Source organism: Nonlabens arenilitoris, assembly GCF_002954765.1.
In the GTDB taxonomy this organism is placed as follows: Bacteria; Bacteroidota; Bacteroidia; order Flavobacteriales; family Flavobacteriaceae; genus Nonlabens; species Nonlabens arenilitoris.
The window spans coordinates 1,696,474-1,721,828 of sequence record NZ_MTPW01000001.1 but is presented as its reverse complement, the minus strand read 5'-3'; the positions used below and the strand labels follow the sequence as shown (position 1 = coordinate 1,721,828).

18 protein-coding genes and 1 tRNA gene are annotated in these 25,355 nt (G+C 35.7%); 6 read left to right on the top strand and 13 right to left on the bottom strand.

The features are described from left to right. Positions 1-5 precede the first annotated feature (5 nt). Positions 6-2,735 (top strand): alpha-amylase family glycosyl hydrolase, encoded by a 2,730-nt coding sequence (locus BST92_RS07610; protein ID WP_211292459.1) that lies wholly within the window; start codon positions 6-8, stop codon positions 2,733-2,735. A gap of 399 nt (positions 2,736-3,134) precedes the next feature. Here BST92_RS07610 and BST92_RS07605 read toward each other — a convergent pair whose 3' ends face one another. From BST92_RS07605 to BST92_RS07570, 8 genes are all read right to left on the bottom strand, one after another. Continuing rightward, the gene (locus BST92_RS07605; protein ID WP_105070907.1) at positions 3,135-4,064 is read right to left on the bottom strand and encodes a DUF58 domain-containing protein; all 930 of its coding nucleotides are present in this window, start codon (positions 4,062-4,064) and stop codon (positions 3,135-3,137) included. A 121-nt stretch (positions 4,065-4,185) separates the two neighbouring features. Beyond that, on the bottom strand, positions 4,186-5,184 hold the full coding sequence (locus BST92_RS07600; RefSeq protein ID WP_105070906.1) for an NADP-dependent oxidoreductase: 999 nt from the start codon (positions 5,182-5,184) through the stop codon (positions 4,186-4,188). Between the two features lie 194 nt (positions 5,185-5,378). Beyond that, the gene (gene trxA, locus BST92_RS07595; protein WP_042287338.1) at positions 5,379-5,699 is read right to left on the bottom strand and encodes a thioredoxin; all 321 of its coding nucleotides are present in this window, start codon (positions 5,697-5,699) and stop codon (positions 5,379-5,381) included. A 110-nt stretch (positions 5,700-5,809) separates the two neighbouring features. Next, a complete protein-coding gene (gene dnaE, locus BST92_RS07590; RefSeq protein WP_105070905.1) occupies positions 5,810-10,162 on the bottom strand; it encodes a DNA polymerase III subunit alpha in 4,353 nt (1,450 codons plus the stop codon). 262 nt (positions 10,163-10,424) lie between these two features. After that, complete coding sequence (locus tag BST92_RS07585; RefSeq protein ID WP_105070904.1) at positions 10,425-10,871, bottom strand: ferritin-like domain-containing protein; 447 nt, start codon at positions 10,869-10,871, stop codon at positions 10,425-10,427. A gap of 257 nt (positions 10,872-11,128) precedes the next feature. After that, positions 11,129-13,615, bottom strand: coding sequence for a ribonucleoside-diphosphate reductase subunit alpha (locus tag BST92_RS07580; RefSeq protein ID WP_105070903.1), 2,487 nt, complete (start codon positions 13,613-13,615; stop codon positions 11,129-11,131). 145 nt (positions 13,616-13,760) lie between these two features. Then, a complete protein-coding gene (locus tag BST92_RS07575; protein ID WP_105070902.1) occupies positions 13,761-14,753 on the bottom strand; it encodes a ribonucleotide-diphosphate reductase subunit beta in 993 nt (330 codons plus the stop codon). A gap of 365 nt (positions 14,754-15,118) precedes the next feature. Further along, a complete protein-coding gene (locus tag BST92_RS07570; RefSeq protein WP_105070901.1) occupies positions 15,119-15,694 on the bottom strand; it encodes a DUF3109 family protein in 576 nt (191 codons plus the stop codon). 192 nt (positions 15,695-15,886) lie between these two features. Between BST92_RS07570 and BST92_RS07565 the strand changes: the two genes are divergently transcribed. Beyond that, positions 15,887-16,489, top strand: coding sequence for a MarC family protein (locus tag BST92_RS07565; RefSeq protein ID WP_105070900.1), 603 nt, complete (start codon positions 15,887-15,889; stop codon positions 16,487-16,489). Continuing rightward, a complete protein-coding gene (locus BST92_RS07560; RefSeq protein ID WP_105070899.1) occupies positions 16,490-16,690 on the top strand; it encodes a hypothetical protein in 201 nt (66 codons plus the stop codon). Positions 16,691-16,707: 17 nt separating this feature from the next. Here the strand turns inward: BST92_RS07560 and BST92_RS07555 are convergent, their stop codons facing one another. From BST92_RS07555 to BST92_RS07540, 4 genes are all read right to left on the bottom strand, one after another. Further along, positions 16,708-18,282 carry a S41 family peptidase gene (locus tag BST92_RS07555; RefSeq protein WP_105070898.1) on the bottom strand — a complete coding sequence of 525 codons (1,575 nt, stop codon included), beginning with the start codon at positions 18,280-18,282 and terminating at the stop codon, positions 16,708-16,710. Between the two features lie 2 nt (positions 18,283-18,284). Continuing rightward, entirely contained in the window at positions 18,285-18,710 is a 426-nt protein-coding gene (locus tag BST92_RS07550; RefSeq protein WP_105070897.1) for a deoxycytidylate deaminase, read from the bottom strand. Positions 18,711-18,810: 100 nt separating this feature from the next. After that, positions 18,811-19,395: a HupE/UreJ family protein gene (locus BST92_RS07545; RefSeq protein ID WP_105070896.1), complete on the bottom strand. Its 585-nt coding sequence runs from the start codon at positions 19,393-19,395 to the stop codon at positions 18,811-18,813. Between the two features lie 95 nt (positions 19,396-19,490). Then, positions 19,491-19,572 (bottom strand) — tRNA-Leu (locus BST92_RS07540). A 130-nt stretch (positions 19,573-19,702) separates the two neighbouring features. Here BST92_RS07540 and BST92_RS07535 point away from each other — a divergent pair. The 3 genes from BST92_RS07535 (at position 19,703) to pth (ending at position 22,012) form a co-directional block, all read left to right on the top strand. Then, positions 19,703-20,644, top strand: a complete 942-nt coding sequence (locus tag BST92_RS07535; RefSeq protein WP_105070895.1) for a ribose-phosphate pyrophosphokinase — start codon at positions 19,703-19,705, stop codon at positions 20,642-20,644. Positions 20,645-20,671: 27 nt separating this feature from the next. Beyond that, entirely contained in the window at positions 20,672-21,310 is a 639-nt protein-coding gene (locus BST92_RS07530) for a 50S ribosomal protein L25/general stress protein Ctc (protein WP_105070894.1), read from the top strand. A 93-nt stretch (positions 21,311-21,403) separates the two neighbouring features. Beyond that, positions 21,404-22,012, top strand: a complete 609-nt coding sequence (gene pth / locus BST92_RS07525) for an aminoacyl-tRNA hydrolase (RefSeq protein ID WP_245910885.1) — start codon at positions 21,404-21,406, stop codon at positions 22,010-22,012. Here the strand turns inward: pth and BST92_RS07520 are convergent, their stop codons facing one another. After that, positions 22,013-25,327, bottom strand: a complete 3,315-nt coding sequence (locus BST92_RS07520; protein WP_170061721.1) for a zinc-dependent metalloprotease — start codon at positions 25,325-25,327, stop codon at positions 22,013-22,015. It lies immediately after the preceding gene. Positions 25,328-25,355: the final 28 nt, after the last annotated feature.

The following is a 25,355-nucleotide window of genomic DNA, read 5'->3' as shown; positions in this document are numbered from 1 at the left end:
TAGCTATGAAAAACAATTTACTATTCCTTTTAGCGATTATGGGATTCGCTTTCGCGAAAGCGCAAGTAACCACAAACCCTTCCACACCTACACAGACAGATCAAGTCACATTAATATTTGACGCCACAGGGACTGCGTTAGAAAATACTACAGGAACTTTATATGCATATACTGGAGTTACCATAAATGGAAACAGATGGCAAAATATTCCAAATAGTAGTTTCACTGATAATACGACTGCTCCACAATTTATAAACACCAGTGGTAATATTTATCAATTAACCTTAGGGACTAGTCTAGATGCTTTCTATGGTGTAAATGCAGGCGATGTAGTTAGTGAAATATGCTTAGTTATCAGGAATGCAAACTCTTCAGTTCAGACTAGCCCAGATATCTTCTTACCAGTATTTCAACCTGGCTTAAATGCATTAATAACTTCACCTGCAAATGGAGACATATTTGCTTTAAATCAAACAGTCAATTTATCAGGTGATGCATCTCAAAATGCAGCTCTTGAATTGAAAGTTAATAATGCATCCATAGCTACTGTTACAAATGCAATGAACATCATGTCACCATATACATTTAATTCAACGGGTGGGCACACAATTGAATTAACTGCAGATAATGGATCACAACAAATCACGGATGTAGTGAATGTATTTGTACCTGCGGCAACGCAAACACAAACAAGACCTGCTGGACTTAAAAATGGAGTCAATGAAAATGCAGATGGTAGTGTAACTTTTTTACTCGCCGCTCCTGGAAAAACAGATGCTGCTGTTATAGGTGATTTCACAAATTGGAATTTAGACACTAGCTTTCAAATGTTTAAAGATGGTGACTACTTCTGGGTAACTGTTCCTAGTTCAAATTTTATTGCTGGACAGACTTTTCAATATCAATACATAGTTGATTATACTTTCAAAGTTGCAGATCCATTTTCTGGATTAATATTAGATCCAGATAGTGATCCATATATTAAACCAGGTAATTACCCAAATTTACCTACATACCCTACAGGACTTACAACTGGTGATGTCTCATTATACACTTATCAAGCGACACCTTATAACTGGACAGTTAATAATTTTCAGAAACCAAATAAAGAAAACCTAGTTATTTATGAACTATTAGTACGTGATTTTTCAGAGAACGATAGTTTTCAAGAAGTAATAAATCGTATTGATTATTTAGAAACATTAGGAATCAATACGCTCCAATTAATGCCAGTAAATGAATTTGAAGGAACAGATAGTTGGGGTTATAATCCTAAGTTTCATGGAGCATTAGATAAAGCCTACGGTACACCAGAGAAATTTAAAGAACTGGTAGATCTGTGCCATTCAAGAGGAATTGCAGTGGTCATAGATGTGGTTTACAACCATGCGTTTTCTCAAAGTCCATTGTGTCAACTTTGGTGGGATGAAAACAACTTTAGACCAGCTACAAATAATCCTTATTTAAACCCTTCACCTACTCACGATTTTAATGTAGGTTATGATTTTAACCATGAGAGCCAGTGGACTAGAGACTATGTGAAACAAACACTTCAATATTGGATCGATGAATATCGTATAGACGGTTTCAGGTTTGATCTATCTAAAGGATTTACGCAAAACGTTACTTTAGGTAATATAAGCGCTTGGAGCGCTTACGATCAATCTCGAGTAGATATTCTTAATGATTATAAGAACACTATCTGGAACGCAAATAGCAATGATATCTACATGATTCTAGAGCATCTAGGTGATAATACTGAAGAGACTGCTCTTGCAAATGCCGGCTTTATGCTTTGGGGTAAGATGACTGATCAATTTAATCAAAATTCTATGGGCTATTCTAGTAATAACGATGTCTTTAGATCCTACTACCTAGCCCGAGGCTGGAATGATCAACACCTAGTTGCCTATGCAGAAAGTCATGACGAGCAACGTTTAATGTTTAAAAACCTCAACTTTGGTAACGCAGCAAACTCATCACATAATGTACGCAATTTACCAGTAGCTCTAGACAGACAAGAGGCTATCGCAGCAATTTTATACAGTATTCCTGGTCCTAAAATGCTATGGCAATTTGGAGAACTAGGTTATGAAATTGATATTGACCAAAACGGTCGTACAGGTCGCAAGCCTATACCATGGACACTCAATTATGATACAGATCAAGATCGTATAGACTTATACAACGTTACAGCAACTATGATAGGTTTTAAAACTAAATATCCAGATACATGGAATACTAACAATACAAACCTAGACGTATCTGGCGTTACAAAGCGTATTAACTTAAATGGGACTGTATTTGACGCTGTAGTAGTAGCAAATTATGGAATTACAGCTCAAAACGTTAATCCTAATTTTAGTCGGACAGGAACCTGGTATGAGTATTTTACTAACACAACGGTTAACGTTACAAACACAACTGCAATGATTAGTTTACAACCAGGAGAATACAGAGTATATTCTACACAACAACTACAAGACCCTTTAAGTAATGATAATATTGATAATCTATCAATAGATATAAAGTTGTATCCTAATCCTGCTCAAAACTCTTTTAGATTATCTCACGACATTGAATTTATAAATATTTACAATATGAATGGTCAACGAGTATTGAGCTTTATGGAGAGTCTACCATCATATTCTATTGAAAGCTTAACAACTGGAATATACATTGCTGAAGTGGCAACGGTAAAAGGAAATCGACAAATTAAGCTTATAAAGCAGTAGTTTGTCTGACAAATACACTTTTTATCGATTAATCAATTACGGACACACGATTTTTAAGTAATAAAAGATGATAACGGGATATTTGTTGTGCTCAAATAAAGGACTTAAATTTTCCCTAAAAATTTAAGTATCAAATTTAAGTGTAACCTAATACTCTTTTCATAATTCATTCGGTTACGAAAGCCTATCTCACGATAGGCTTTCTTTTTATAATGCCATTTCAAATCATTTTTTTTACCGTTTAACGATATTACAAAGAATGTAAGATTATTATTATCTTTATGCGTGCATAATAAACAAATTTGCACAAGGAATAATTAATTATTCTAGTAACTCTTACTCTTTTCAAATCAGAGTTATGTAGCCCGTTTTAGGACGGGCTTTTTTTATGTCTCAATTTTATTTGAAAAGTTGCCTTTCTAGAAGAAAAGTAATCAGCACCACATCAAAATTGTGCTGTATATCAACAGGCATATATTTAATTTTATTCTGACCACAACGCACTCTTAATTTGTCAAAATAAGCGCTTACTGCTTCTTTGTAAACATCCTTGACATTGTCTGCATACAAATCTATATGTTCCCCTGTTTCAACATCAGTATAACGAGAAGGTTTATTAGAAAAATTAAAATCTAATTCAGTAGCACTATCATAGGTATGAAAAAGCACTACATCATGTTTATTATATTTTAAATGCCTTAATGCCTCAAACAGTTCTTTCTCTTGGACATCACTTTGAAACATATCTGTAAATAAGAAAATAAGCGATCGTCGCTTCATTTTTTCGGCTATCTCGTGTAAATACTTATAAGTATTTGTAGACGTCCCTTTAGGCTTATTTACGGCCATATTAGATAACTGATCTAATAACATATTATGGTGCCTATCACTTCCCTTTTCTGGTGCATAATATTCATAAGCATCACTGTAAATTGATAAACCTACTGCATCTCGTTGCTTTTTAAGAACATTCATAACACTAGCTGCCGCCAGCGCACTATACCCTATTTTATTAAGATTACCCAGTTGTTGATGAGTTATCGCTGGATAGTGCATAGAAGGACTATTATCAATAATTAGATGACAACGCAAATTAGTCTCTTCATCAAAACGTTTTGTGTAAAGTTTATCTGTTTTGGCAAATAATTTCCAGTCTATGTGGCGTGTACTCTCACCAGGATTATAAATCTTATGTTCTGCAAATTCAGCACTAAAACCATGGAAAGGAGATTTATGCATTCCAGATATAAAACCTTCCACCACCTGACTGGCTAGTAAAGCAAGGTTTTTAAAGCCAGTAGTTTTATTTAACTCCTTTTGAATATCCATTTTGTGAAGATAAGAGTATCGTTATTATCTACAAATAATCTTTTTATTAAAATACTGAAGAAGGATTAAGATTCGCTTTCGCGAAAGCGGAATACTGATCCCTCATTGCACCCTATAAAATTTAATAGATTTTAACCAGCATCTTACCTTTATTTTTCCCGTCAAATAGATTGATAAAGGCTTGAGGAATAGTTTCAAATCCTTCTACAATTGTTTCTTCATGTTTTAATTTACCTTCTTTTAGCCATGTAGACAGTTGTTGAATACCTTCTGGAAAATCTTTCTCAAAATTACGAACGATAAATCCTTGCATTTTAACACTTTTCTTTACCAGTGTAGTCTCTAATCGCGGACCAGTAGGTCGATCGGTTTCATTGTAAAGAGATATTGCACCACAATTAATAACTCGTCCAAAACGGTTTATATTTTCCATTGCAGCGTCTAAGGTGTAACTGCCTACATTATCAAAATAGACATCAATCCCATCTGGCGCGTGTTTTTTAATAGCCGCTGCCATATCATCTGTTGTGTTATAGTTAATAGCCGCGTCAAAACCTAATTGCTCTTTCAATAAAGTAACTTTCTCATCAGATCCAGCAATACCGATAACGCGCAATCCTTTAATTTTACCGATTTGACCTACTATAGAGCCTACAGCACCTGCGGCACCAGATACCAGCAGCGTCTCACCTTCCTTAGGCTCACCTATCTTTTTTAATCCAAAGTAGGCAGTTAATCCTGTTAATCCTAAAACTCCTAAATAAGCACTTAGAGAGATGTTGTCACCATTTATTTTACGCAGATTCTCTCCAGTATGTACTTGATACTCTTTCCAGTCTAACATTCCAGTTAAAAAGTCACCGTCGCTAAACTTATCATTTTTACTTTCAACTACCTCAGCGACTACCGTAGAGGCGATGGGCTCATTGATTTTAAAAGGTTCTATATAAGACTTTTCATTACGCATACGACCTCTTAAATATGGATCTACAGACACATATTTTGCTTTAAGAAGAATCTCTCCAGTTTCTATTGATGGGAGCCCTTCTTTAATTATTTCAAAATCAGAAGTCTTTGGTTTTCCATCAGGTCTTTGTTTTAATATAATAGTCTTGCTCATGATTTGTATTTTTATTTTCAAGATACTATAATGGTTAAGGGCGATGTACTAGCATTGTATTAAAATTTATGATGATTAGGTTAAATTTTTACAAACCAAAACCTCTTTACCGGGAAAGACCTTGAGATATGAGCATAAAAAAAGCCTATTTCCATTAAGAAATAGGCATTTTATTATAAATCTTGAATTAAAATCTAGTTCAATAATGCGTCTATTGCATCTGTATATGCATTTTTAGGTGCAACACCTACTTGACGTCCTACTACTTCTCCATTTTGGAAAACAAGAACTGTAGGGATATTACGAACGCCATATTTTGCAGCAAACTCTTGATTTGCATCTACATCCATTTTACCTACAACGGCTTTACCGTCATAATCTGTAGCTACTTCATCAATGATAGGTCCTACCATGCGACATGGTCCACACCATGCAGCCCAAAAGTCAACCAAAACTGGCTTATCACTGTTTAATACTGTTTCTTCAAAATTTGCATCTGTTATTTCTAGTGCCATCTTACTTGCTGTTTAAAATTCTATATACAAAAGTAATCAAATCCTATTCCATTTCACAGGCTGTCACCATTAGACTTACTTATAGCGATATGTTGCTTAGTGATTTGACCTTAATTCACGCCATAATTAATGCCTTGTTGGTCTAATAAATCTAATAATTCATTTGTCACATTTACTTTTTTCAAGCGGCTAGGCATATTTAAAGAAATTTTCTCCTCATGATCCACAAGGTTAAAAAATAATTGATGATCACCTTTATGCGTCTCTATAATGTCCTTTAACCATTCAACTCTATTCTCAACTACTTCACTAATATGGAATTGAATGGTTAGTTTTTTTGCACTACTAGCCATTAAGTCTTGTAGTTGCTGCATAGCGATAAAATTAATACGTGGATCCGTAGGTTTACCTGTCTTCTTATCAATCCAACCTTCTTTAATTTTAATCTTACAATGAATGAAAGAATTAGGCACTAAAAAGTGTCTAAATTTCAAGTAATCTTCATTAAAAAGTCTGAACTCAAAACTGTCTTCATAATCCTCTACAGTAAACATTCCCCAACCTTTATTAGTTTTTGTAATACGATGCTGGACATCACTTATCACTCCACAAAAGGTCAAATCTCTATTTACTAATCCATGCAAATCTTTTAAGCTAGAAAGTCCTGTATTACAGAAAAATTCCATCTCTTTTTTATAATCATCTAGTGGATGTCCTGATATATATATACCTACAACTTCTTTTTCACGTTTCAATTTCTCCATCGTTCCCCAGTCTTCACAAATAGGTAATTCTGGCTCTGGAATCTGCACATCACTTGCCTCACCAAAAAGGCTTACCTGGGCACTATTTTCGTTTTCTTGAAACTTTTGAGCATATTTAACAACTTGCTCCAGAAAAATCTGGCCATTATCAGATTGATGGAAATATTGAGCTCTATTCTCACCACCTAGTCCATCAAATCCACCACTTAAGGCTAGTGCTTCAAAAGATTTCTTATTTGCAGCGCGCAGGTCAATACGCTTTGCCATATCAAAGATGCTTTTATAAGGACCATCTTTTCTATTTTCTATGATAGTCATTACAGCTCCATGGCCTAAACCTTTCACTGCTCCCATCCCAAAACGTACCGCACCATGTTTATTTACCGTAAACTTATAGTTAGACTCATTCACGTCTGGACCTAGCACAGGTAATCCCATATGCTTACACTCATCCATAAATTTAGTTACGTCCTTAATCTGGTTCATGTTATTAGACAGAGTTGCTGCCATAAACTCGGCTGGATAGTTTGCTTTTAAATAAGCTGTTTGATAACCTATCCATGCATAACATGTAGAGTGAGATTTATTAAATGCATATGACGCAAACGCTTCCCAATCTTTCCAAACTTTTTCAAGTATTTCACGGTCATGACCATTAGACTCACCATTATCTAAGAACTTAGGCTTCATTTTTTGTAGGGTAGCCATTTGTTTTTTACCCATCGCCTTACGTAAGACATCTGCCTCACCTTTTGAAAAGTTTGCAAGCTTTTGAGAAAGTAGCATTACTTGCTCTTGATAGACCGTAATACCATAGGTTTCTGAAAGGTATTCTTCCATACCATCAAGATCATAGCTTATTTCCTTAACACCATGTTTTCTATCAATAAAGTCAGGTATATATTCAAGCGGACCAGGACGATATAAGGCGTTCATTGCAATTAAATCTGCAAATTGCGTAGGTTTTAAATCACGCATATACTTTTGCATACCAGCACTTTCATACTGAAATATCCCTATGGTATTACCTTCTTGAAAAAGCTCATAAGTTTTAACATCATCTAGTGGTATAGACTCAATATCAAGATCAATATGATGACGCTCTTTAATAATCGCAACGGTATCTTTAATTTGACTTAATGTTTTAAGCCCTAAGAAGTCCATCTTCAACAATCCAGCACTTTCTACAACTTCATTATCAAATTGGGTCACATAAAGGTCTGAGTTTTTTGCTGTAGCGACTGGCACAAAATTAGTAAGTGGTGCAGGTGTTATAATCACACCACAGGCATGAACTCCTGTATTTCTTACAGAACCTTCTAAAATACGAGCTTGTCTTAAAGTCTCAGCGGCAAGGTCAGATCCTGCTGCGATACCTCTAAGTTCTTCAACCATGTCAGCATCCTCACCACGGAATTTGCTACGCACTTCATTATCTTCAAGAGCAAAAATCTTTTTAAGCTTAGCAAAATCAGGAATTAATTTTGCAATATGATCTGCCTCGTTAAGTGGTAAATCTAATGCTCTTGCGGTATCGCGTATGGAAGATTTTGCCGCCATGGTACCATAAGTAATAATTTGAGCTACCTGACTGGCTCCATACTTTTCAATAACATAATCCATTACTTTGTATCGATTTTCATCATCAAAATCGATATCAATATCTGGCATACTTACACGATCTGGATTTAAGAAACGCTCAAAAAGTAAGTCGTAATGTATAGGATCTACATTTGTAATCCACAAACAATAGGCGACCACACTACCTGCCGCACTACCACGGCCAGGACCTACCGCTACATCCATTTCACGGGCAGCTTTTATAAAATCCCAAGTAATTAAGAAGTATCCTGGATATCCTGTTTTACGTATGGTTTCTAATTCAAAATCTAAACGTTCTTCAATCTCTGGTGTAATCTCACCATAACGTTTTTTTGCTCCTTCATAAGTTAGGTGTCTTAAATAAGCATTCTCACCACGTTTTTTATTATCATGTTCATCTTGCGCGTCTAGAAACTGTTCTGGAATATCAAACTTAGGTAATAGTACATCTCTTGCTAGTTCAAAGGGTTCTATCTTATCTAGGACTTCACTAATATTAAGAATCGCCTCAGGCAGATCCTTAAATAAAAGTTTCATCTCTGCAGCAGACTTGTAATAGTACTCTTGATTAGGCAATCCATATCGATAACCACGTCCACGACCTATAGGTGTCGCTTGCTTCTCTCCATCTTTTACACATAATAAAATATCGTGTGCATTTGCATCTTCTTTATGCACATAATAAGTATTATTAGTCGCTACCATTTTGATATTATGCTTTCGCGAAAGCGATATCAAAACCTCATTTGCTCTATCTTCATCTTCCTGTCCATGACGCATGATTTCAACATATAAATCATCGCCAAATTCTTCCTTCCACCAAAGAAGGGCTTCTTCGGCCTGATTTTCTCCTATGTTGAGGATTTTTGAAGGAACCTCTCCATACATATTACCGGTAAGGACAATAACGTCTTCTTTAAACTCTTGAATCAATTTTTTATCAATTCTAGGAACGTAGTAGAATCCATCTATGTAAGCTTTACTAGACATTTTTGCAATGTTGAGATAGCCATTTTTATTTTTGGCCAGTAAAACGATTTGATACCCATTATCTTTATGGGACTTATCATTCATATCCTCGCAGACAAAAAACTCACAACCTATAACCGGTTTTAGCGGCTTTTTTTGTAATTCATTTTCATCATCATTTACTAGGCTTGCATTATAGGCTTTTACCGCTTTCACAAAATGAAAAGCTCCCATCATATTTGCATGATCTGTCATGGCAACAGCAGACATATCATTTGCAGCAGCGGCCATTACCAGATCTTGAACACTTGCTGTGGACTGTAAAATAGAGAATTGAGAATGAGAATGTAAATGCGCAAATTGTGCTTCATTAAGTTCTTCTAGATTCTCTTTTATCTCTTGTTTAGAAAGCTCTGGTGAGGCAGATTCTTTAAGTTGATCTGAAGCTTTTTTAAGATTAATATGAGTAATCCCTACAGGTCTTATAGGTGCCGGATTCTGTTCTTGAAAACGCACAAAATAATCATCTGCAACGTCTAGTTGTTGTTTTGAATATTGTTGTTTACGTATTAATTCTAAGAAACATCTCGTTGTTGCCTCAACATCTGCAGTGGCATTATGGGCTTCACCAAATGGTTGATTAAATAGAAACTGGTGTAACTCTGTAAGTGTAGGTAACTTAAATTTACCGCCACGACCACCAGGTATCTGACATAATTGTGCGGTGTGTTCTGTACAGGTATCGAGTACTGGGATCTCTTGTAAATCGTTTGCGATTTGAGTTCTCTCAAACTCTGCTCCAGTAACATTTAAATCAAATTTTAAATTCTGACCTACTACAAATTTTGCTTTACTGAGTGCAATGTTAAATTCAGATAGCATTTCTTCTAGCGGTACACCTTGCTGATCTGCAAGTGCTGTAGAGATACCATGAATACGCTCTGCATCATAGGGAATGTCAAAACCATCTGGCTTAACTAGATAATCCTTGTGCTCAATAAGGTTACCCATTTCATCATGTAATTGCCATGCAATTTGAATGACTCGCGGCCAATTGTCCACATCTGTATAAGGTGCATCCCAGCGTTTAGGTAATCCTGTGGTTTCTGTGTCAAAGATGAGATACATAGTAGAAAGAGTGTTGGGTTATCGAGTCGTCTATTTATAATTTTTAAGACAATAAACCAGCTATACATAACCAGTTAATTAACTTAAAAAGAGGTGTTTAAAAATTGAACAGAATTTAAAAACGGAATTTTAAATATACGTGATTGAAACATTTATTAAAAATGTAGTTATGAACAAAAGCGACAAAAGATTATCATATTTTACATCAAAAAAAGACCCTTTTGATGTCTCAAAAGGGTCTTCAATCAATAATCTACGGAAATTATGCTATGCTTTCCATCGCACTTACCTTGTTTAAAGCAGTTTGCACGTTATCACGATGCTTGGTTAACAATGAATTTGTTGACGGCGGCAATGTCATATCTGCGATTATGGTATTGTATTCTTCTACAGCAGCTTTTTCTCCTCTGATCGCCTCTTCTAGCATGCTTTCTTCATTATCTGAGGTGAAGGTAGATTTAATATTCATCCATGCGCGGTGTGCGTCACCTTTTATACTAGTTCCTTTATCTGGAGTTGCTCCATAACTACGAATTTCGTTTTTAAGCTCATGTCCGAAATCATATCGTTCTTGCGCTTGATTTTCAAAAAATCCTTTTAATCTTTTACTATCAACTTTTTCTTTAGCTAGTTTATATCCAGCCTCAGCATCATAATTTTTCTCTAGTAATTCATTTAGCTTGTTTGCTACTTCTTCTGTGTACTTCATAATATTAGTTTGTATGGTTATTTAATTAATTTATTACAATATACAGACAGATAGCAGTTGAAATCGAGCGATTAACATGGGTTTACATCAAACTTAATATAGATTTAAGGTTATGATGTCGATATAATCTATTCTTGTTAAAAGACTTAACTTTTGAATTGAGTAATGGGCCAGGTATGCACGCTTTCGCGAAAGCGTAAAAAAAACGACCTTACAACAATTGTAAGGTCGCTTTACATTAAGTAAATAAGTAGGTTTTATGAACCGCACATCTCGCAGTCATCTCCATTGCTTGCCGCTTCTTTTGCACGCAATAGGATTTCCTTATATTCTGCAGCCGTCATTTCTTCATTTTCTGTTACGACCTTTGTATTAATAATATCTGCAGCAGCTTCCATAACCTTTGCAGCGGCTGGAGAATGATCCTCTATAAGTACCGGTGCAACTGCTGGTTGTGCTACTGGAGCTTTTTTAGCTTCTTTAGTTACTGTAAATTTAATAGCATCTACAGCTGCCTTAGTTCTTAAATAGTACATACCTGTTTTAAGACCACTTTTCCATGCATAGAAATGCATTGAAGTAAGCTTAGACGTGGTCACGTTTTCCATAAACAGGTTTAAGGATTGTGACTGATCAATAAAGTAACCACGTTGACGAGACATATCGATGATATCCTTCATCTTTAATTCCCACACTGTTTTATACAGTTCTTTAATATCTTCTGGAATACCTTCTATCGCTTGAATAGAACCATTATTTCTCATAATCGCATTCTTCAAACTGTCATCCCAAAGCCCTAGATCTACTAAGTCTTTCAATAAGTGCTTATTAACTACAATAAACTCTCCGGAAAGTGTTCTACGTGTATAGATATTTGAAGTATATGGTTCAAAAGCCTCATTATTACCTAAGATTTGTGAAGTACTTGCTGTAGGCATAGGTGCTACTAGAAGTGAATTTCTCACACCATGCTCCATTACCTTTGTTCTTAAATCTGACCAATTCCAACGACCACTTAAATCTGAATCATTGATATTCCACATATTGAATTGGAATTCACCTTTTGACATAGGCGACCCTTCAAATGTTGAATAAGGACCTTCTTCTTTTGCCATCTCCATAGAAGCTTCACATGCCGCAAAGTATAAAGTCTCAAAAATCTCTGAGTTTAATTTTTTGGCCTCATCACTCGTAAACGGTAATCGTAACATAATAAAAGCATCTGCCAGACCTTGAATACCTAGTCCAACTGGTCTGTGACGCATGTTAGAATTTCTCGCCTCTATTACTGGGTAATAATTGCGATCGATTACTTTATTCAGGTTGCGTGTAACCCTTTTAGTCACTTTATAAAGTGCTTTATGATCAAACGCACCGTCTTTTATGAACATAGGTAATGCGATAGATGCTAGGTTACATACAGCCACCTCATCTGGAGAAGTATACTCCATAATCTCAGTACATAGGTTTGAAGACCTGATGGTTCCTAGATTCTTCTGATTAGACTTATTATTTGCTGCATCTTTATACAACATATATGGTGTACCAGTCTCTATTTGAGATTCTAATATCTTATCCCATAGCTCGCGCGCTTGTATCGTTTTACGACCTTTCCCTTCTTGCTCATACTTTGTATAAAGCGCTTCAAATTCATCTCCATAAACATTATAAAGGTCTGGACATTCATGTGGACACATTAAGGTCCACTTATCGTTTGCCTCAACTCTTTTCATAAATAAATCAGACATCCACATCGCATAGAATAAGTCACGCGCACGCATTTCTTCCTTACCGTGGTTTTTCTTAAGATCTAAGAAATCAAAAATATCTGCATGCCATGGCTCCATGTAAATAGCAAAAGAACCTTTACGTTTTCCTCCACCTTGATCTACATAACGTGCTGTGTCATTATAAACCTTAAGCATAGGGACAATTCCATTTGAAGTACCGTTAGTACCACCAATGTAAGAACCTCTAGCACGTATGTTGTGGATAGACAACCCTATTCCACCAGCACTTTGTGAGATCTTAGCTGTTTGCTTTAATGTGTCATATATACCTTCTATACTGTCATCTTGCATCGTTAATAAGAAGCAAGAAGACATTTGAGGTTTAGGCGTACCAGCATTAAATAATGTAGGTGTTGCATGAGTAAAGAACTTTTTAGACATCAACTCATAGGTCTCTATTGCAGCATCTAAATCATCCATATGGATCCCTACAGAAACACGCATTAACATGTGCTGTGGACGCTCTGCAATTTTTCCATTGATTTTTAATAAATAACTACGTTCTAATGTCTTAAACCCAAAATAATCGTACCCAAAATCACGATTATAGATAATGGCCGAGTTCAAGCGGTCTGCATTATCCTGTACTACTTGATACACCTCATCAGAGATCATAGGTGCTTTTTTATCTGTACGTGGATTTACATACTCATACAAATCAGTTACCACATCAGTGAACGTCTTCTTTGTATTCTTATGTAAGTTAGAAACAGAAATACGTGCCGCCAGACGAGCATAGTCTGGATGAGCAGTGGTCATTGTTGCAGCCGTCTCTGCAGCTAAATTATCCAATTCGCTTGTAGTAACACCATCATACAATCCATCAATCACACGCATCGCTACCTTTACTGGATCTACATGATTACTTAGACCGTAACATAATTTACGTACTCTCGCTGTGATTTTGTCAAACATTACTGGCTCCTTGTGGCCGTCTCTTTTTACTACAAACATATTGAACTAGTTTTTGGGTTAAGAGATAAGGATTCTAATCCCATTCTCTAATAATTGGGTTAACATTTGCGAGAACAGATAAATCAATCCTCTATACTTTATAATGGAACAGCCTTTAAAGCTGCAGGGTTTTAGCAGCTACTTACTAGAAATCAGCATCTAAGGAGAAAGAATCCATTGAACTTTTATCTTCTTTAGTACTGTTCATCACACCAGCTTTTTGGTATTCTCCTACTCTTTTTTCAAAGAAGTTAGTTTTACCTTCCATACCTATTAAATCCATAAAATCAAATGGATTAGTAACATTATACACAGGATCACATTCCAGCTCACCTAATAAACGGTCAGTTACAAATTCTAGATATTGTGTCATTAATTTTGCGTTCATACCTATTAAACTAGCCGGTAATGACTCAGTAATAAATTCACGCTCGATATTTAATGCGTCAACAATGATTTCTGTAATGCGCTCTTTAGGCACCTTATTTACTAGGTGATGATTGTGTAGGTGTACTGCAAAATCACAGTGCATACCTTCATCACGTGATATCAACTCATTAGAAAAAGTAAGTCCTGGCATAAGACCACGTTTTTTCAACCAGTAAATAGAACAAAATGCTCCAGAGAAAAAGATTCCTTCTACTGCAGCAAATGCGATTAAACGCTCAGCAAATGATGGGCTCTCTATCCACTTCATTGCCCAGTCTGCCTTTAATTTGATAGCTGGGAAATTCTCGATAGCTCTAAACAGCTGATCTTTTTCTGCGTCATCCTTTACATAAGTGTCAATAAGTAAAGAATAAGTCTCTGAATGAATGTTTTCCATCATAATCTGGAAACCATAGAAAAACTTAGCCTCAGAATATTGTACCTCATTCACAAAATTCTCTGCAAGATTTTCATTCACAATACCATCACTAGCCGCAAAAAACGCAAGGATATGCTTAATAAAATAACGCTCGTCAGAATTCAATGAATTTTGCCAGTCTGTGATATCAACTTGCAGATCGATTTCTTCAGCAGTCCAAATACAGGCTTGTTGTTTCTTATACCATTCCCATAAATCATCATGTTGAATAGGAAAAATAACAAATCTATCTGGGTTCTCTTGTAAAATTGGTTCTTGAGTCGTCTGCATGTGTCCTTTTAATTTTCTCGGTTATTTCTTCTGGTTTGAAGAGTAACAAATATCAAAAATCATTGAGAGGAATCTAGCGTCTTAACAATTTGCTTTTAAACAAGTTTTCAACATCGTCAAAGCTACTTTGAAATGTTAAAAATAAATTAATTCAATATATCAAAACACTGTATAACAGACTATTAAATTTTCGTCTAACTTTCAATGTATTTAATAGAAACAAGGTATTACAAGCCTACGTTTTATCACTGATAAGCCGCAATATTTAATCTAATTCCTACAAAATTTATGTGATAGGATAGGAATAAGTTATCCACGCTTTCGCGAAAGCAAATTGTTCAAAAGTGACTTTTAAAAACGCAGATTTACGATTTTGAAGACCAATTTTGAGCTATTTCTTCCAACTCATCATACCAAGCGATTCCGAATTTACGAACGAGAGCTTCTTTTAGAAATTTGTAAACCGGCACTCCTAATTCTTCACCTAAGGTACACGCATCATCACAAATTTGCCACTTGTGATAATTTACCGCTTTAAAATCTGTGTATTCTTGAATACGCACCGGATAAAGATGACAAGAAATAGGTTTATAGAAAGAAGTTGCACCATCTCGATAAGCGGCCTCAATGCCACACAAAGCTGTTCCATCTTCTTTAAAAGTTGTGTAAGCACACTCTGCACCATTGACTAATGGCGTCTCTAATTCTCCATTCTCACGTTCAATCCACGTACCTTGCGCTTCGATAGCCTCAATACCTTCGGCTCTTAAGTAAGGCTTTACCTTTTCATATTCATTATCTAGAATATCTAACTCCTTTTGCTCTAATGGCGCACCAGCTTCTCCTGCTACACAACAAATACCTTTACAAGCTGTTAGGTTGCAAACAAAGTCTTTTTCTAATACGTCATCTGACACGATGGTTTTTCCTAATTGAAACATAAGGGAGAATTTGAAACAACAAAGATACTAGAAGTAGTTATTAATGCAGACAGAATAGAACATTGTTGAAAAACGCTTTAGACTAAAAATGTTATCAACTTAAAAGTCACAATTCGTTAATGAATATTTAACCTTTACCAGTTAAGACTAAACTATTAAATAGCAGTACTTTTGCGCGCTCAAAACAAGACGATGGAAAGCAACGCTTTTGTAGATTTTTTTGCAGCCTTTAATTTAAAGGAGTTTTTTACAGCAACTATGATTTTATTTGCGGTAATCGATATTATAGGAAGTGTTCCTATTATTATCGATTTACGTCGTAAGGTAGGTCATGTACAAAGCGAAAAAGCATCTGTGGTTGCTGGTATATTAATGATTGTATTCTTGTTTGTAGGTGAAAGAATGTTGAATTTAATAGGTATTGACGTTAACTCATTTGCAGTCGCTGGTGCCTTTATTATCTTCTTTATCGCTTTAGAAATGATCCTAGGCGTACAACTTTATAAAGATGAAGCGCCAGAGACAGCTGCTATTATACCTATCGCCTTCCCACTTATCGCTGGTGCAGGAACCTTAACATCAGTACTATCTTTAAGGTCAGAATACTCAGTTATCAATATTATTGCGGCTATTATTGTTAACATCATCTTTGTCTATATTGTTCTCAAGAACTCTGGGTACATTGAAAAACTGATCGGAAAACAAGGGATTAATGTAGTACGTAAAATTTTTGGGGTTATCTTGCTAGCCATTGCGGTAAAGCTATTTACCACAAACATTAAAGAACTTTTCTAAATGAAAATAATCATATACATCTTAATGGTACTTGCAGCGGCCAGTATCATCTTTAACGCTACAAAACTAGACTTTTCTAATATTTTTAAGGGCGATAGTCAGATTGCTGTCATCAGCATATTAGCATCCTTATGTGTATTTATTTTACTAGCTATCCTACAGGTATCTCTTAAGATAAAAGATAAGCACGAGAAGCGATAATTAAAAAAACTTTATTACTACTTATTGAGCTCTAGCACCTTTTGAATCATACGATCTTGCTGATTCAAGATTTTAATTTTTGCCTCAGTATCAAAAAGTTGTTCTGCAAGAGATGATTTAATAATCGTAGAAATTTCATCTCTATATCCTGGCAACGAAATACTAGTATTGTATAACTGAGCGTATTGTATAAAGTCTTCCATCACTAGTTCTGGAACGCTATAAGTTTCCATAAATTCTTTCTCACTCATGTTGCGCAGGTTAATACCATCGCCTTGCAAATATCTATTTGTGAACTGATCTGCAAATCCTGTGCGAGCAAAATATTCTAGTGTTTGTAGCACATATCCATCTGCAGACGGCACAAAAACATCTGGAATAATCCCACCACCACCATAGACAATTTTACCAGCAGGCGTCGTTCTTTTTAAAGAATCATTCACCTCAATATTAGCGGCATCTTCTAATTCACCATTATTATAACGGTCAATATACTCTTTAAAGTAATCTTCATTACCATTATCATAGGGACGTTGAATACTTCTACCAGTAGGCGTGTAATATCTAGAAACAGTTAATCTAACAGCACTACCATCACCTAGTTTGATTTCTTGCTGTACGAGGCCTTTGCCAAAACTACGTCTTCCCACAATTGTTCCTACATCATTATCCTGCAATGCTCCAGCAACAACTTCACTGGCACTGGCACTATTTTCATTTATTAAAATGTAAACCGGCTTATCTTCAAAATCACCATCACTGGTAGCATAAGAATCCTTACGTACATTATTACGGTCTTTCTGAAAAAGAATTAATTTTTTACGTGGTAAAAATTCATCTGCCATAGCAATTGCAGCACTTAAGACACCACCAGGATTATCTCTTAAATCTACAGTAAGACGCTGGGCTCCTTGCTCAATTAAATCATCTATTGCATCGTTAAATTCTTCCTCAGTAGACTCTGCAAATCGATTTACTTTAACATAGCCTAGGTCATCATTAAGCATATAAGCTGCCTCAATACTATTGATAGGCACACTACCTCTAACTACAGAAACTTGTTGAACATCACTATCACCTGGACGCAAAACTCCTAGAGTGACTTTTGAACCATCCTCACCCTTTAGAATGTCTGTACTTACAGCATTTAACCCAAAAAGTGGTTTCCCGTCTGCATAAAGAATTTTATCACCACCTTTAATACCAGCCTTTTTACTAGGTCCACCTTCTAAAACATTTAGCACAGAAATAGTATCTTGATTTACAAAAAATCTAATCCCTATACCTACAAAATCGCCACGCATTTGGTCTGCGACGTCCTCCATTTCATCATTAGAGATATAGACAGAATGTGGATCAAGATTAGAAAGAATACCGTTTACGGTAATGTCTACGATACTATCGGTATTAACATCATCAACATATCGTTGATCAATAATATCTATTAACTTATTAAGTTTGCGCTTATTTGCATTACTCGCCATAAGCAATCCGTCACTAGACTCACCACTATGCATCATATAGCCCAGCCCTATACCTAGAGCTACTGCTATTCCTAAAAACAAGGGAAAGTATATTTGTGACTTCTTCAATATTATAGTTGATTTATTTGTTCTACATCAACGCCAGCTTTTTGCAGAAATTGCAAACCGCTATCATCTTTATAACCTTCCACATAGACAACACGTTTAATGCCACTTTGATGAATGAGTTTACTACAGTCCTTACACGGCGACATAGTGATATAAAGTGTAGCGCCGGCGCATGACTGTGTAGAACCTGCTACTTTAAGAATCGCATTAGCCTCTGCATGTAATACATACCATTTTGTATAACCTTCATCATCTTCACAAAAATTCTCAAAACCACTAGGTGTCCCGTTATATCCATCACTAATGATCATGCGATCTCTAACAATTAATGCACCTACTTGCCTGCGCTTGCAATGGGATAACTTAGCCCATTCTGTAGCCATCTTTAAATAAGCCACGTCGTATTTATGCTGTTTTTGATCTTTCAATTTATCTTAAGTTTTTACCTAGTCCTGAATTACTATACTATTATATGATGATGACGATTTCGCTTTCGCGAAAGCGAAACCAAAAATTGACTTATTTTAATTACCAAAGCCATCTTTCAATAAGCATAGGGATCACCATTCCAAGTACAATACCTGAAATAACCTGAACCCAATCTTTTCTACTAAAACGGAATATACCTGTAAAGATAAAGTTTAAAATAAGCACTAATAATACAATAACTAATTGCGCTCCTTCAATACCTATCGCATATTCTAACAGGAGTAAAAATTCATTATCGCTGGCGCTTGCCAGCATTTTATAAGCACTAGAGAATGCAAGTCCATGAATTAACCCAAAGAACAATGATATAGATATGGCAAGCCACGCTGCGTTATCGCGATGTCTATTACCTGCAGTAAAAATGTTATATAAAGCTGTAATAGCAATAGTTACAGGAATGAGAAACTCTATATAAGTAGTTGAAAAACTAACCTTTGCAAATGCTACAAGCATTAACGAGATAGTATGACCTACAGTAAATGCGGTAACCAACCATAATAGTTTTTTCCAACTTTTAAAAAGATAGGGCACCGCAAGCAACATGATAAAAAGAATATGATCATAAGCTCTCCAATCCAGGACATGTTCAAATCCAAATATCACATTTCTTAAAAAATCATCCATTTACATATAGTTTTAAGGGGTAATAATTCAAAAATAGGATTTTTACTGATGTAGAATAAAAAAACCAGAACATTTCTGTTCTGGTTTTTTTTAAGTACCTCAGGCCGGAATCGAACCGGCACGCCGTGAAGCATTGGATTTTGAATCCAACGTGTCTACCAATTCCACCACTGAGGCCTAAAAATTGGATTGCAAAAGTACATATTATTTTAAATCTCACACCTTATTTAGAGCTATTTTTAAAGGCAAAGAATAAAAATATCTGTACATTTGCAGCCTTAAAATCAGGAGTCTAATTCATTTTAAGATGACCAACACCATGACAGAAGCAAAATTATTCGGTTGTAGACAAAGTATGGACCTAGCAAAAGCAGTTGCTGAGAAGTATGGTGCGTCATTAGGTCAAGTTAATTTTTCCACTTTTAGTGATGGTGAATTTCAACCGTCTTTTGAGGAGTCAATACGTGGTCGTCGCATCTTTATTATAGGTTCTACACATCCTAGCAGTGATAACTTAATGGAGTTATTATTAATGTTAGATGCTGCAAAACGCGCAAGTGCAAGACACATCACTGCCGTGATCCCTTATTTTGGGTGGGCTCGTCAAGATCGTAAAGACAAACCACGTGTACCGATAGGCGCAAAAATGATTGCAAAAATTCTAGAAAGTGCTGGAGCAACACGCATTATCACTATGGATTTACATGCAGACCAGATTCAAGGATTTTTTGAAAAGCCTGTAGATCATCTTTTTGGTAGCGCTTTATTCATTCCATATTTAAAGAGTCTTAACTTATCTGATCTTACTATCGCCTCACCTGACATGGGTGGTTCTAAAAGAGCTTATGCATATGCTAAAACTCTTGAAAGCGACGTGGTAGTTTGTTATAAACAACGACAGAAAGCAAATGTGATCTCTCACATGGAACTTATAGGTGATGTGACAGGAAAAAATGTAGTATTAGTTGATGACATGGTTGACACCGCTGGTACATTAACAAAAGCCGCAGATGTAATGATGGAACGTGGAGCAAAAAGTGTAAGAGCTATTTGTACTCATGCTATTTTATCAGGACAGGCATATGAGAGAATTGAAAATTCTCAATTAGAAGAATTGATAGTTACAGATTCTATTCCTTTAAGGAAAGAAAGTAAAAAGATTAGAGTACTTACGTGCGCAGGTCTATTTGCTGAAGTAATGACTAGCGTTCAAAACAATGAGTCCATCAGTTCTAATTTTATCATGTAATTTCAATAATTAATAAATAAACAACAAATGAAATCAATCACGATCAACGGATCTAAAAGAGAAAGCGTGGGCAAAAAGGCAACTAAGGCCCTACGTAATGCTGGATTGGTTCCTTGCGTAATTTACGGAGGAGACGAGCCAGTGCATTTTCAAGCAGAAGAAAAAGCATTTAAAAATTTGGTTTACACCTCTGACGCTATGACAGTTGTTATAGACCTAGGTAAAGATGGTCAATATGCTGCTATTGCACAAGATATGCAATGGCACCCAGTAAAAGAACAATTATTACATGCTGATTTTTATCAAATTTTTGATGATAAGCCTGTAACAATGGAAGTACCAGTAGTTACTGTAGGTACTTCACGTGGTGTACTTAATGGTGGTGTTTTACGTAGAAACAACCGTCGTTTAAAAGTAAAAGCAATTCCTGCTAACTTACCTGACCTAATTGAAGTAGACATCGCGCCTATGAAGATTGGTAACAAGAAATATGTACGTGACCTACGTGTACCTGAGTATGAAATTATGCACCCAGATAGCGTTGTTGTAGTAATGATCAAAACTTCTCGTACTGCTGTTGCAGATGACGATGACGATGATGATGTAGACGCTGGAGATGTTCCATCTACACAAACAGATGATGTAGCTGCAGTTAAAGAAGATTAATTCTTTTCTCATATACTTACAAGCCGCAAGATTTATTTCTTGCGGCTTTTTTTATAGCTTTGAGGCATGATAAGTGAATTGAAAAAATGGTGGATGGACCTATTTAAAACATCTATCATTGAAAAAGAAAATGGCATGAAAAAATTTCTAATCATAGGGTTAGGTAATATCGGAGATAAGTACGCAGAAACGCGTCACAACATAGGATTTAAAATCCTAGATGAAATAGCTAAGATAAAAGATGTGTCATTTGAAACACTGACTTTAGGAGATGTTGCTACCATTACTCATAAAGGTAAAAAGGTCACACTACTTAAGCCTAGTACATATATGAACTTAAGTGGTAAGGCCATTAAATATTATATGAACCAAGAGTCTATTCCCAAGGAACAAATTTTAGTGGTTACCGATGATTTGAACTTACCTTTCGGTACATTACGTATGAAGGCCAAAGGAACTGATGGTGGTCATAACGGACTTAAAGACACACAAATAAAATTGAACACACCTAATTATCCTAGACTGCGTTTTGGAATTTCTGACGAATTTTCAAAAGGTCGTCAAGTAGACTATGTACTAGGTGAATGGAATAATGACGAACAGAAAGCACTACCAGAACGAATCGATAAAGCAGCACAAGCTTGCCTATCTTTTACACACGCTGGGTTAACTAATACGATGAATCAATTCAATGGCAAATAATTATTCTTTAATTACTTGTTTAATTATTACTTGGTCATCAATAGTTATTTTAATTAAATACATACCGCTAGCCCAATGGCTTAGATCGACTTTAGTGAGCACATCATTCACGCTTTGAGATAATATAAATCTTCCCGCTGTATCGTAAATATCAAATCCAGCATTTGTATAATCAGCGCGATCTAATTGCAGATATATAAATTCGTTTGAGGGATTTGGATATAGGGTTATTATATTTTCTAAATCATCCAGCACTGAGAGAGTCTGTGTTCCACATATATCTAAAGACCAATCGTTCAAACTACCACCGTCTTGATCTGTATCATCTGCAACGGTTAATACCCAATCACCTAATGCATTTTCTCCATTAAATACGGAGAACATATCTACCGCGTTAACCGTACCACTTATGGTAGGCGCAGAAAAAGTACATTGAACAGCTGCACCATCATCTGTAAACGTAGCCAGTAAATCATTTCTATTATTGCATCGATCTTCTATTATGGTTATTTGTGTACCTGATGGACTAGTTAAATAAATATCGACATCACTCATCCAAGTATGCGATAAGTCTATGTTTAAAGATATATCATTAATCACTATATTATCAGTCACAGTGATTATAGCATCAAAAGAAGATGGCGGACCAGAGCTTATGGCTAATGGCACAACAGTTGAAGACTCATTAACACAGATGATATTTGCTGTTCTGAAGCTTCTAATTGAACTATAAACTCCATTACCGCAAACATTTCTATTTCTAACACGCCAGTAATAAAGTGTATCCTCGTTCAAACTGGATGATAGTGTTATAATATTTGTTGAAACAGTAACAGCTTGTATAATTGTACTAAAATTAGAGTCTAATGCTATTTCTATATCGTATTCTTGAGATCCAGCCGCCGCACTCCATTCCAGTGTTGGGAATAATGCTACATCAACAGTCATATCAACTGGCTCAACTAGTGTAACAGCTGCAAGACTACTTTCTAAAACATTTAAAGTTAATTCTACAGAACGCATGGCAGTACCAGCTGTCCCATCTAAAATAAGATTATAGCTACCTACCATAGAATTATTAAGACCACTAATAGTGACATTAACAGGTGTATTATCATTAGTAACAACATTAGGGGAAATCACAACATTGGAACCAGCTGGTGCTCCTGTTAATGTCAACACCGTTGGTGTACTAAATCCATTAAAAGTGCGATATGTAAAATCATAAATAGCATTTGCCGGTAAACAAACATTTTGATTCAAATCTGTAGTACTTAATGAAAATTCATCACTTGTAACGGTAAAGTCTGAAGAGTTAACAGCATAATAAACATTTCCATTAGCTCGCACCATAATGCGTGCCTGATTAGTAGGCACTACCACAGGCATCACCACCGTTTCTGTACCATCATTAGGTGTAGACAACTCCATTACAGTATCAAAAGTCAATCCACCATCCACAGATAATAAAATATCGACACTAGTAGTATTTATAGGTGCTTGATCTGTACCAGCCACGTCCCAACCAACCACAACAGCCTCGCCAGTATTGTAGCTAATATTTGAATCTTGAGTCGTAACGGTAAATGGACCTGATGTTCCATCAACAGTTACATTCATTAAATCAGAATCATTTTGCCCTACATTCATATCATATTTACGCACTGTAAAAGCAAATTCCATAGATCTAGCTACAGATGGCGTTACTTCATAAGCTGGAGTAAGGTTTCCTTGTACAACATCTGATAATGCAGGAAAATAACGCTCTGGAACCATTACTGATGGTAATGATCTATACATAGGACCTTGAATTCTGGTAGGATCTGGTCCATTATTACTTCCTGGGTTTTCTGGATCGTTTTGCTCCCAGTTGTAAACAACAGTCTCACTTCCTAGATTAGTCGCAGTACCAGTTAACACAAAAGCTGTACTAAATGGTATGACATAATCAATACCAGCATTTGCAATAGGAGCAGTAAAAGAAACATTTGTAATAACAGGACATGAACTAGAAGGACCTGTTTTAATATTTGCAGTTATATCTCTAATATTTACATAATGAAAGTAGTCATCTGAGTTGTTTTGAATATTAGGATTACAAATTCCCGCATAAGCCATAATAGTACTTCCACTGCCAGGTTCAACTTCTGTCTGACCACTACCACTCCTACAACTACTAGAGGCCATAGAATGATATCCACCAAATTGATGTCCCATTTCATGTGCTACATAATCAATATCAAATGGATCACCTGTAGGATTTGCACGACCAGTCATACCGCTACCTTTCTGTCCTGCCACACAAACACACCCTATACAACCAGCATTACCGCCACCAGAAGTATTAAAATTATGACCTATATCATAATTAGCATTGCCTATCCCTGGAAAACCTTGGCCAGCAAGATTACCATCAATTAAATCTTGTGTTCTATTATTAAAATCATTTGTATAAGGATCTAAAGAGGTGTCTCCAAAATATAATAGTAAATCATTATTTGCTACAAAAATCATATTGACAGCAAGGTCACGCTCATAAACACCATTTACACGGTTCATAGTTATCACCTGTCTCGCTTGAATATTTGCTCTCTTTTGGGCATCTGTACCTGTCCCTGCAAATAGATTACCATACTCTGCATTACAGGATATGGCAACTCGATAAGTGCGCAACACGCTATCATCTGCAGATTCAGAAACCGTATTTATATTCTTTAAATCAGTCCCTATTAATGCAACCTCATCAGTAAAACATTCAAAATCTTCCTTGATCTCAGGTATAGAGGATCGATCATATACAATATAAACTTCATGGTCTCTAGTAAATGGATCGATATAAACAGTCAGTACACCTGGTGCAAACTCAATATTATGAAATCCGTGTGAAGTCAATGAAAAACGTATAACATGTGCGGCATCCTCAACATTTAATCCTATATATGTTCTTATATCTTGATACTTTGCTGATAATTGAGGTTCCATCATCTGAGTTTCAAAAATTTCAAAATTTCTGAAATCTCCATTAGCATCGGGCATAGACACAATCACTGAAGAATGGCTAGACGTAAATCTCATTGGCGCAGCGGCTACAGATTGTTTTAAACCATCTAGATTTAAATTATATAATAAATAATTTTCTGGTACAAAATTGCGAGATTCTAAATTTTCATAAGGAGTTTGTAGAATAGGCTGCCAGAAATTTTGCGCTTTCGCGAAAGCGAAATTAAACAGCACTACAATCGTAAAAAGATATTTCATAGGGAATAATAAGTTTACAAAATACTTCATGTTTGTGGTCTGTACAAACATTTTCATAAACATGCTGTTTTTTAGCACAATTCAC

What these genes read in the sequence shown, in the direction of transcription:
- BST92_RS07610 (WP_211292459.1), top strand. Translation starts at nt 6, where the DNA reads ATGAAAAACAATTTACTATTCCTTTTAGCGATTATGGGATTCGCTTTC.
- BST92_RS07605 (WP_105070907.1), bottom strand. Translation starts at nt 4,064, where the DNA reads ATGGATATTCAAAAGGAGTTAAATAAAACTACTGGCTTTAAAAACCTT.
- BST92_RS07600 (WP_105070906.1), bottom strand. Translation starts at nt 5,184, where the DNA reads ATGAGCAAGACTATTATATTAAAACAAAGACCTGATGGAAAACCAAAG.
- trxA (WP_042287338.1), bottom strand. Translation starts at nt 5,699, where the DNA reads ATGGCACTAGAAATAACAGATGCAAATTTTGAAGAAACAGTATTAAAC.
- dnaE (WP_105070905.1), bottom strand. Translation starts at nt 10,162, where the DNA reads ATGTATCTCATCTTTGACACAGAAACCACAGGATTACCTAAACGCTGG.
- BST92_RS07585 (WP_105070904.1), bottom strand. Translation starts at nt 10,871, where the DNA reads ATGAAGTACACAGAAGAAGTAGCAAACAAGCTAAATGAATTACTAGAG.
- BST92_RS07580 (WP_105070903.1), bottom strand. Translation starts at nt 13,615, where the DNA reads ATGTTTGTAGTAAAAAGAGACGGCCACAAGGAGCCAGTAATGTTTGAC.
- BST92_RS07575 (WP_105070902.1), bottom strand. Translation starts at nt 14,753, where the DNA reads ATGCAGACGACTCAAGAACCAATTTTACAAGAGAACCCAGATAGATTT.
- BST92_RS07570 (WP_105070901.1), bottom strand. Translation starts at nt 15,694, where the DNA reads ATGTTTCAATTAGGAAAAACCATCGTGTCAGATGACGTATTAGAAAAA.
- BST92_RS07565 (WP_105070900.1), top strand. Translation starts at nt 15,887, where the DNA reads ATGGAAAGCAACGCTTTTGTAGATTTTTTTGCAGCCTTTAATTTAAAG.
- BST92_RS07560 (WP_105070899.1), top strand. Translation starts at nt 16,490, where the DNA reads ATGAAAATAATCATATACATCTTAATGGTACTTGCAGCGGCCAGTATC.
- BST92_RS07545 (WP_105070896.1), bottom strand. Translation starts at nt 19,395, where the DNA reads ATGGATGATTTTTTAAGAAATGTGATATTTGGATTTGAACATGTCCTG.
- BST92_RS07535 (WP_105070895.1), top strand. Translation starts at nt 19,703, where the DNA reads ATGACCAACACCATGACAGAAGCAAAATTATTCGGTTGTAGACAAAGT.
- BST92_RS07530 (WP_105070894.1), top strand. Translation starts at nt 20,672, where the DNA reads ATGAAATCAATCACGATCAACGGATCTAAAAGAGAAAGCGTGGGCAAA.
- pth (WP_245910885.1), top strand. Translation starts at nt 21,404, where the DNA reads ATGGACCTATTTAAAACATCTATCATTGAAAAAGAAAATGGCATGAAA.
- BST92_RS07520 (WP_170061721.1), bottom strand. Translation starts at nt 25,327, where the DNA reads ATGAAAATGTTTGTACAGACCACAAACATGAAGTATTTTGTAAACTTA.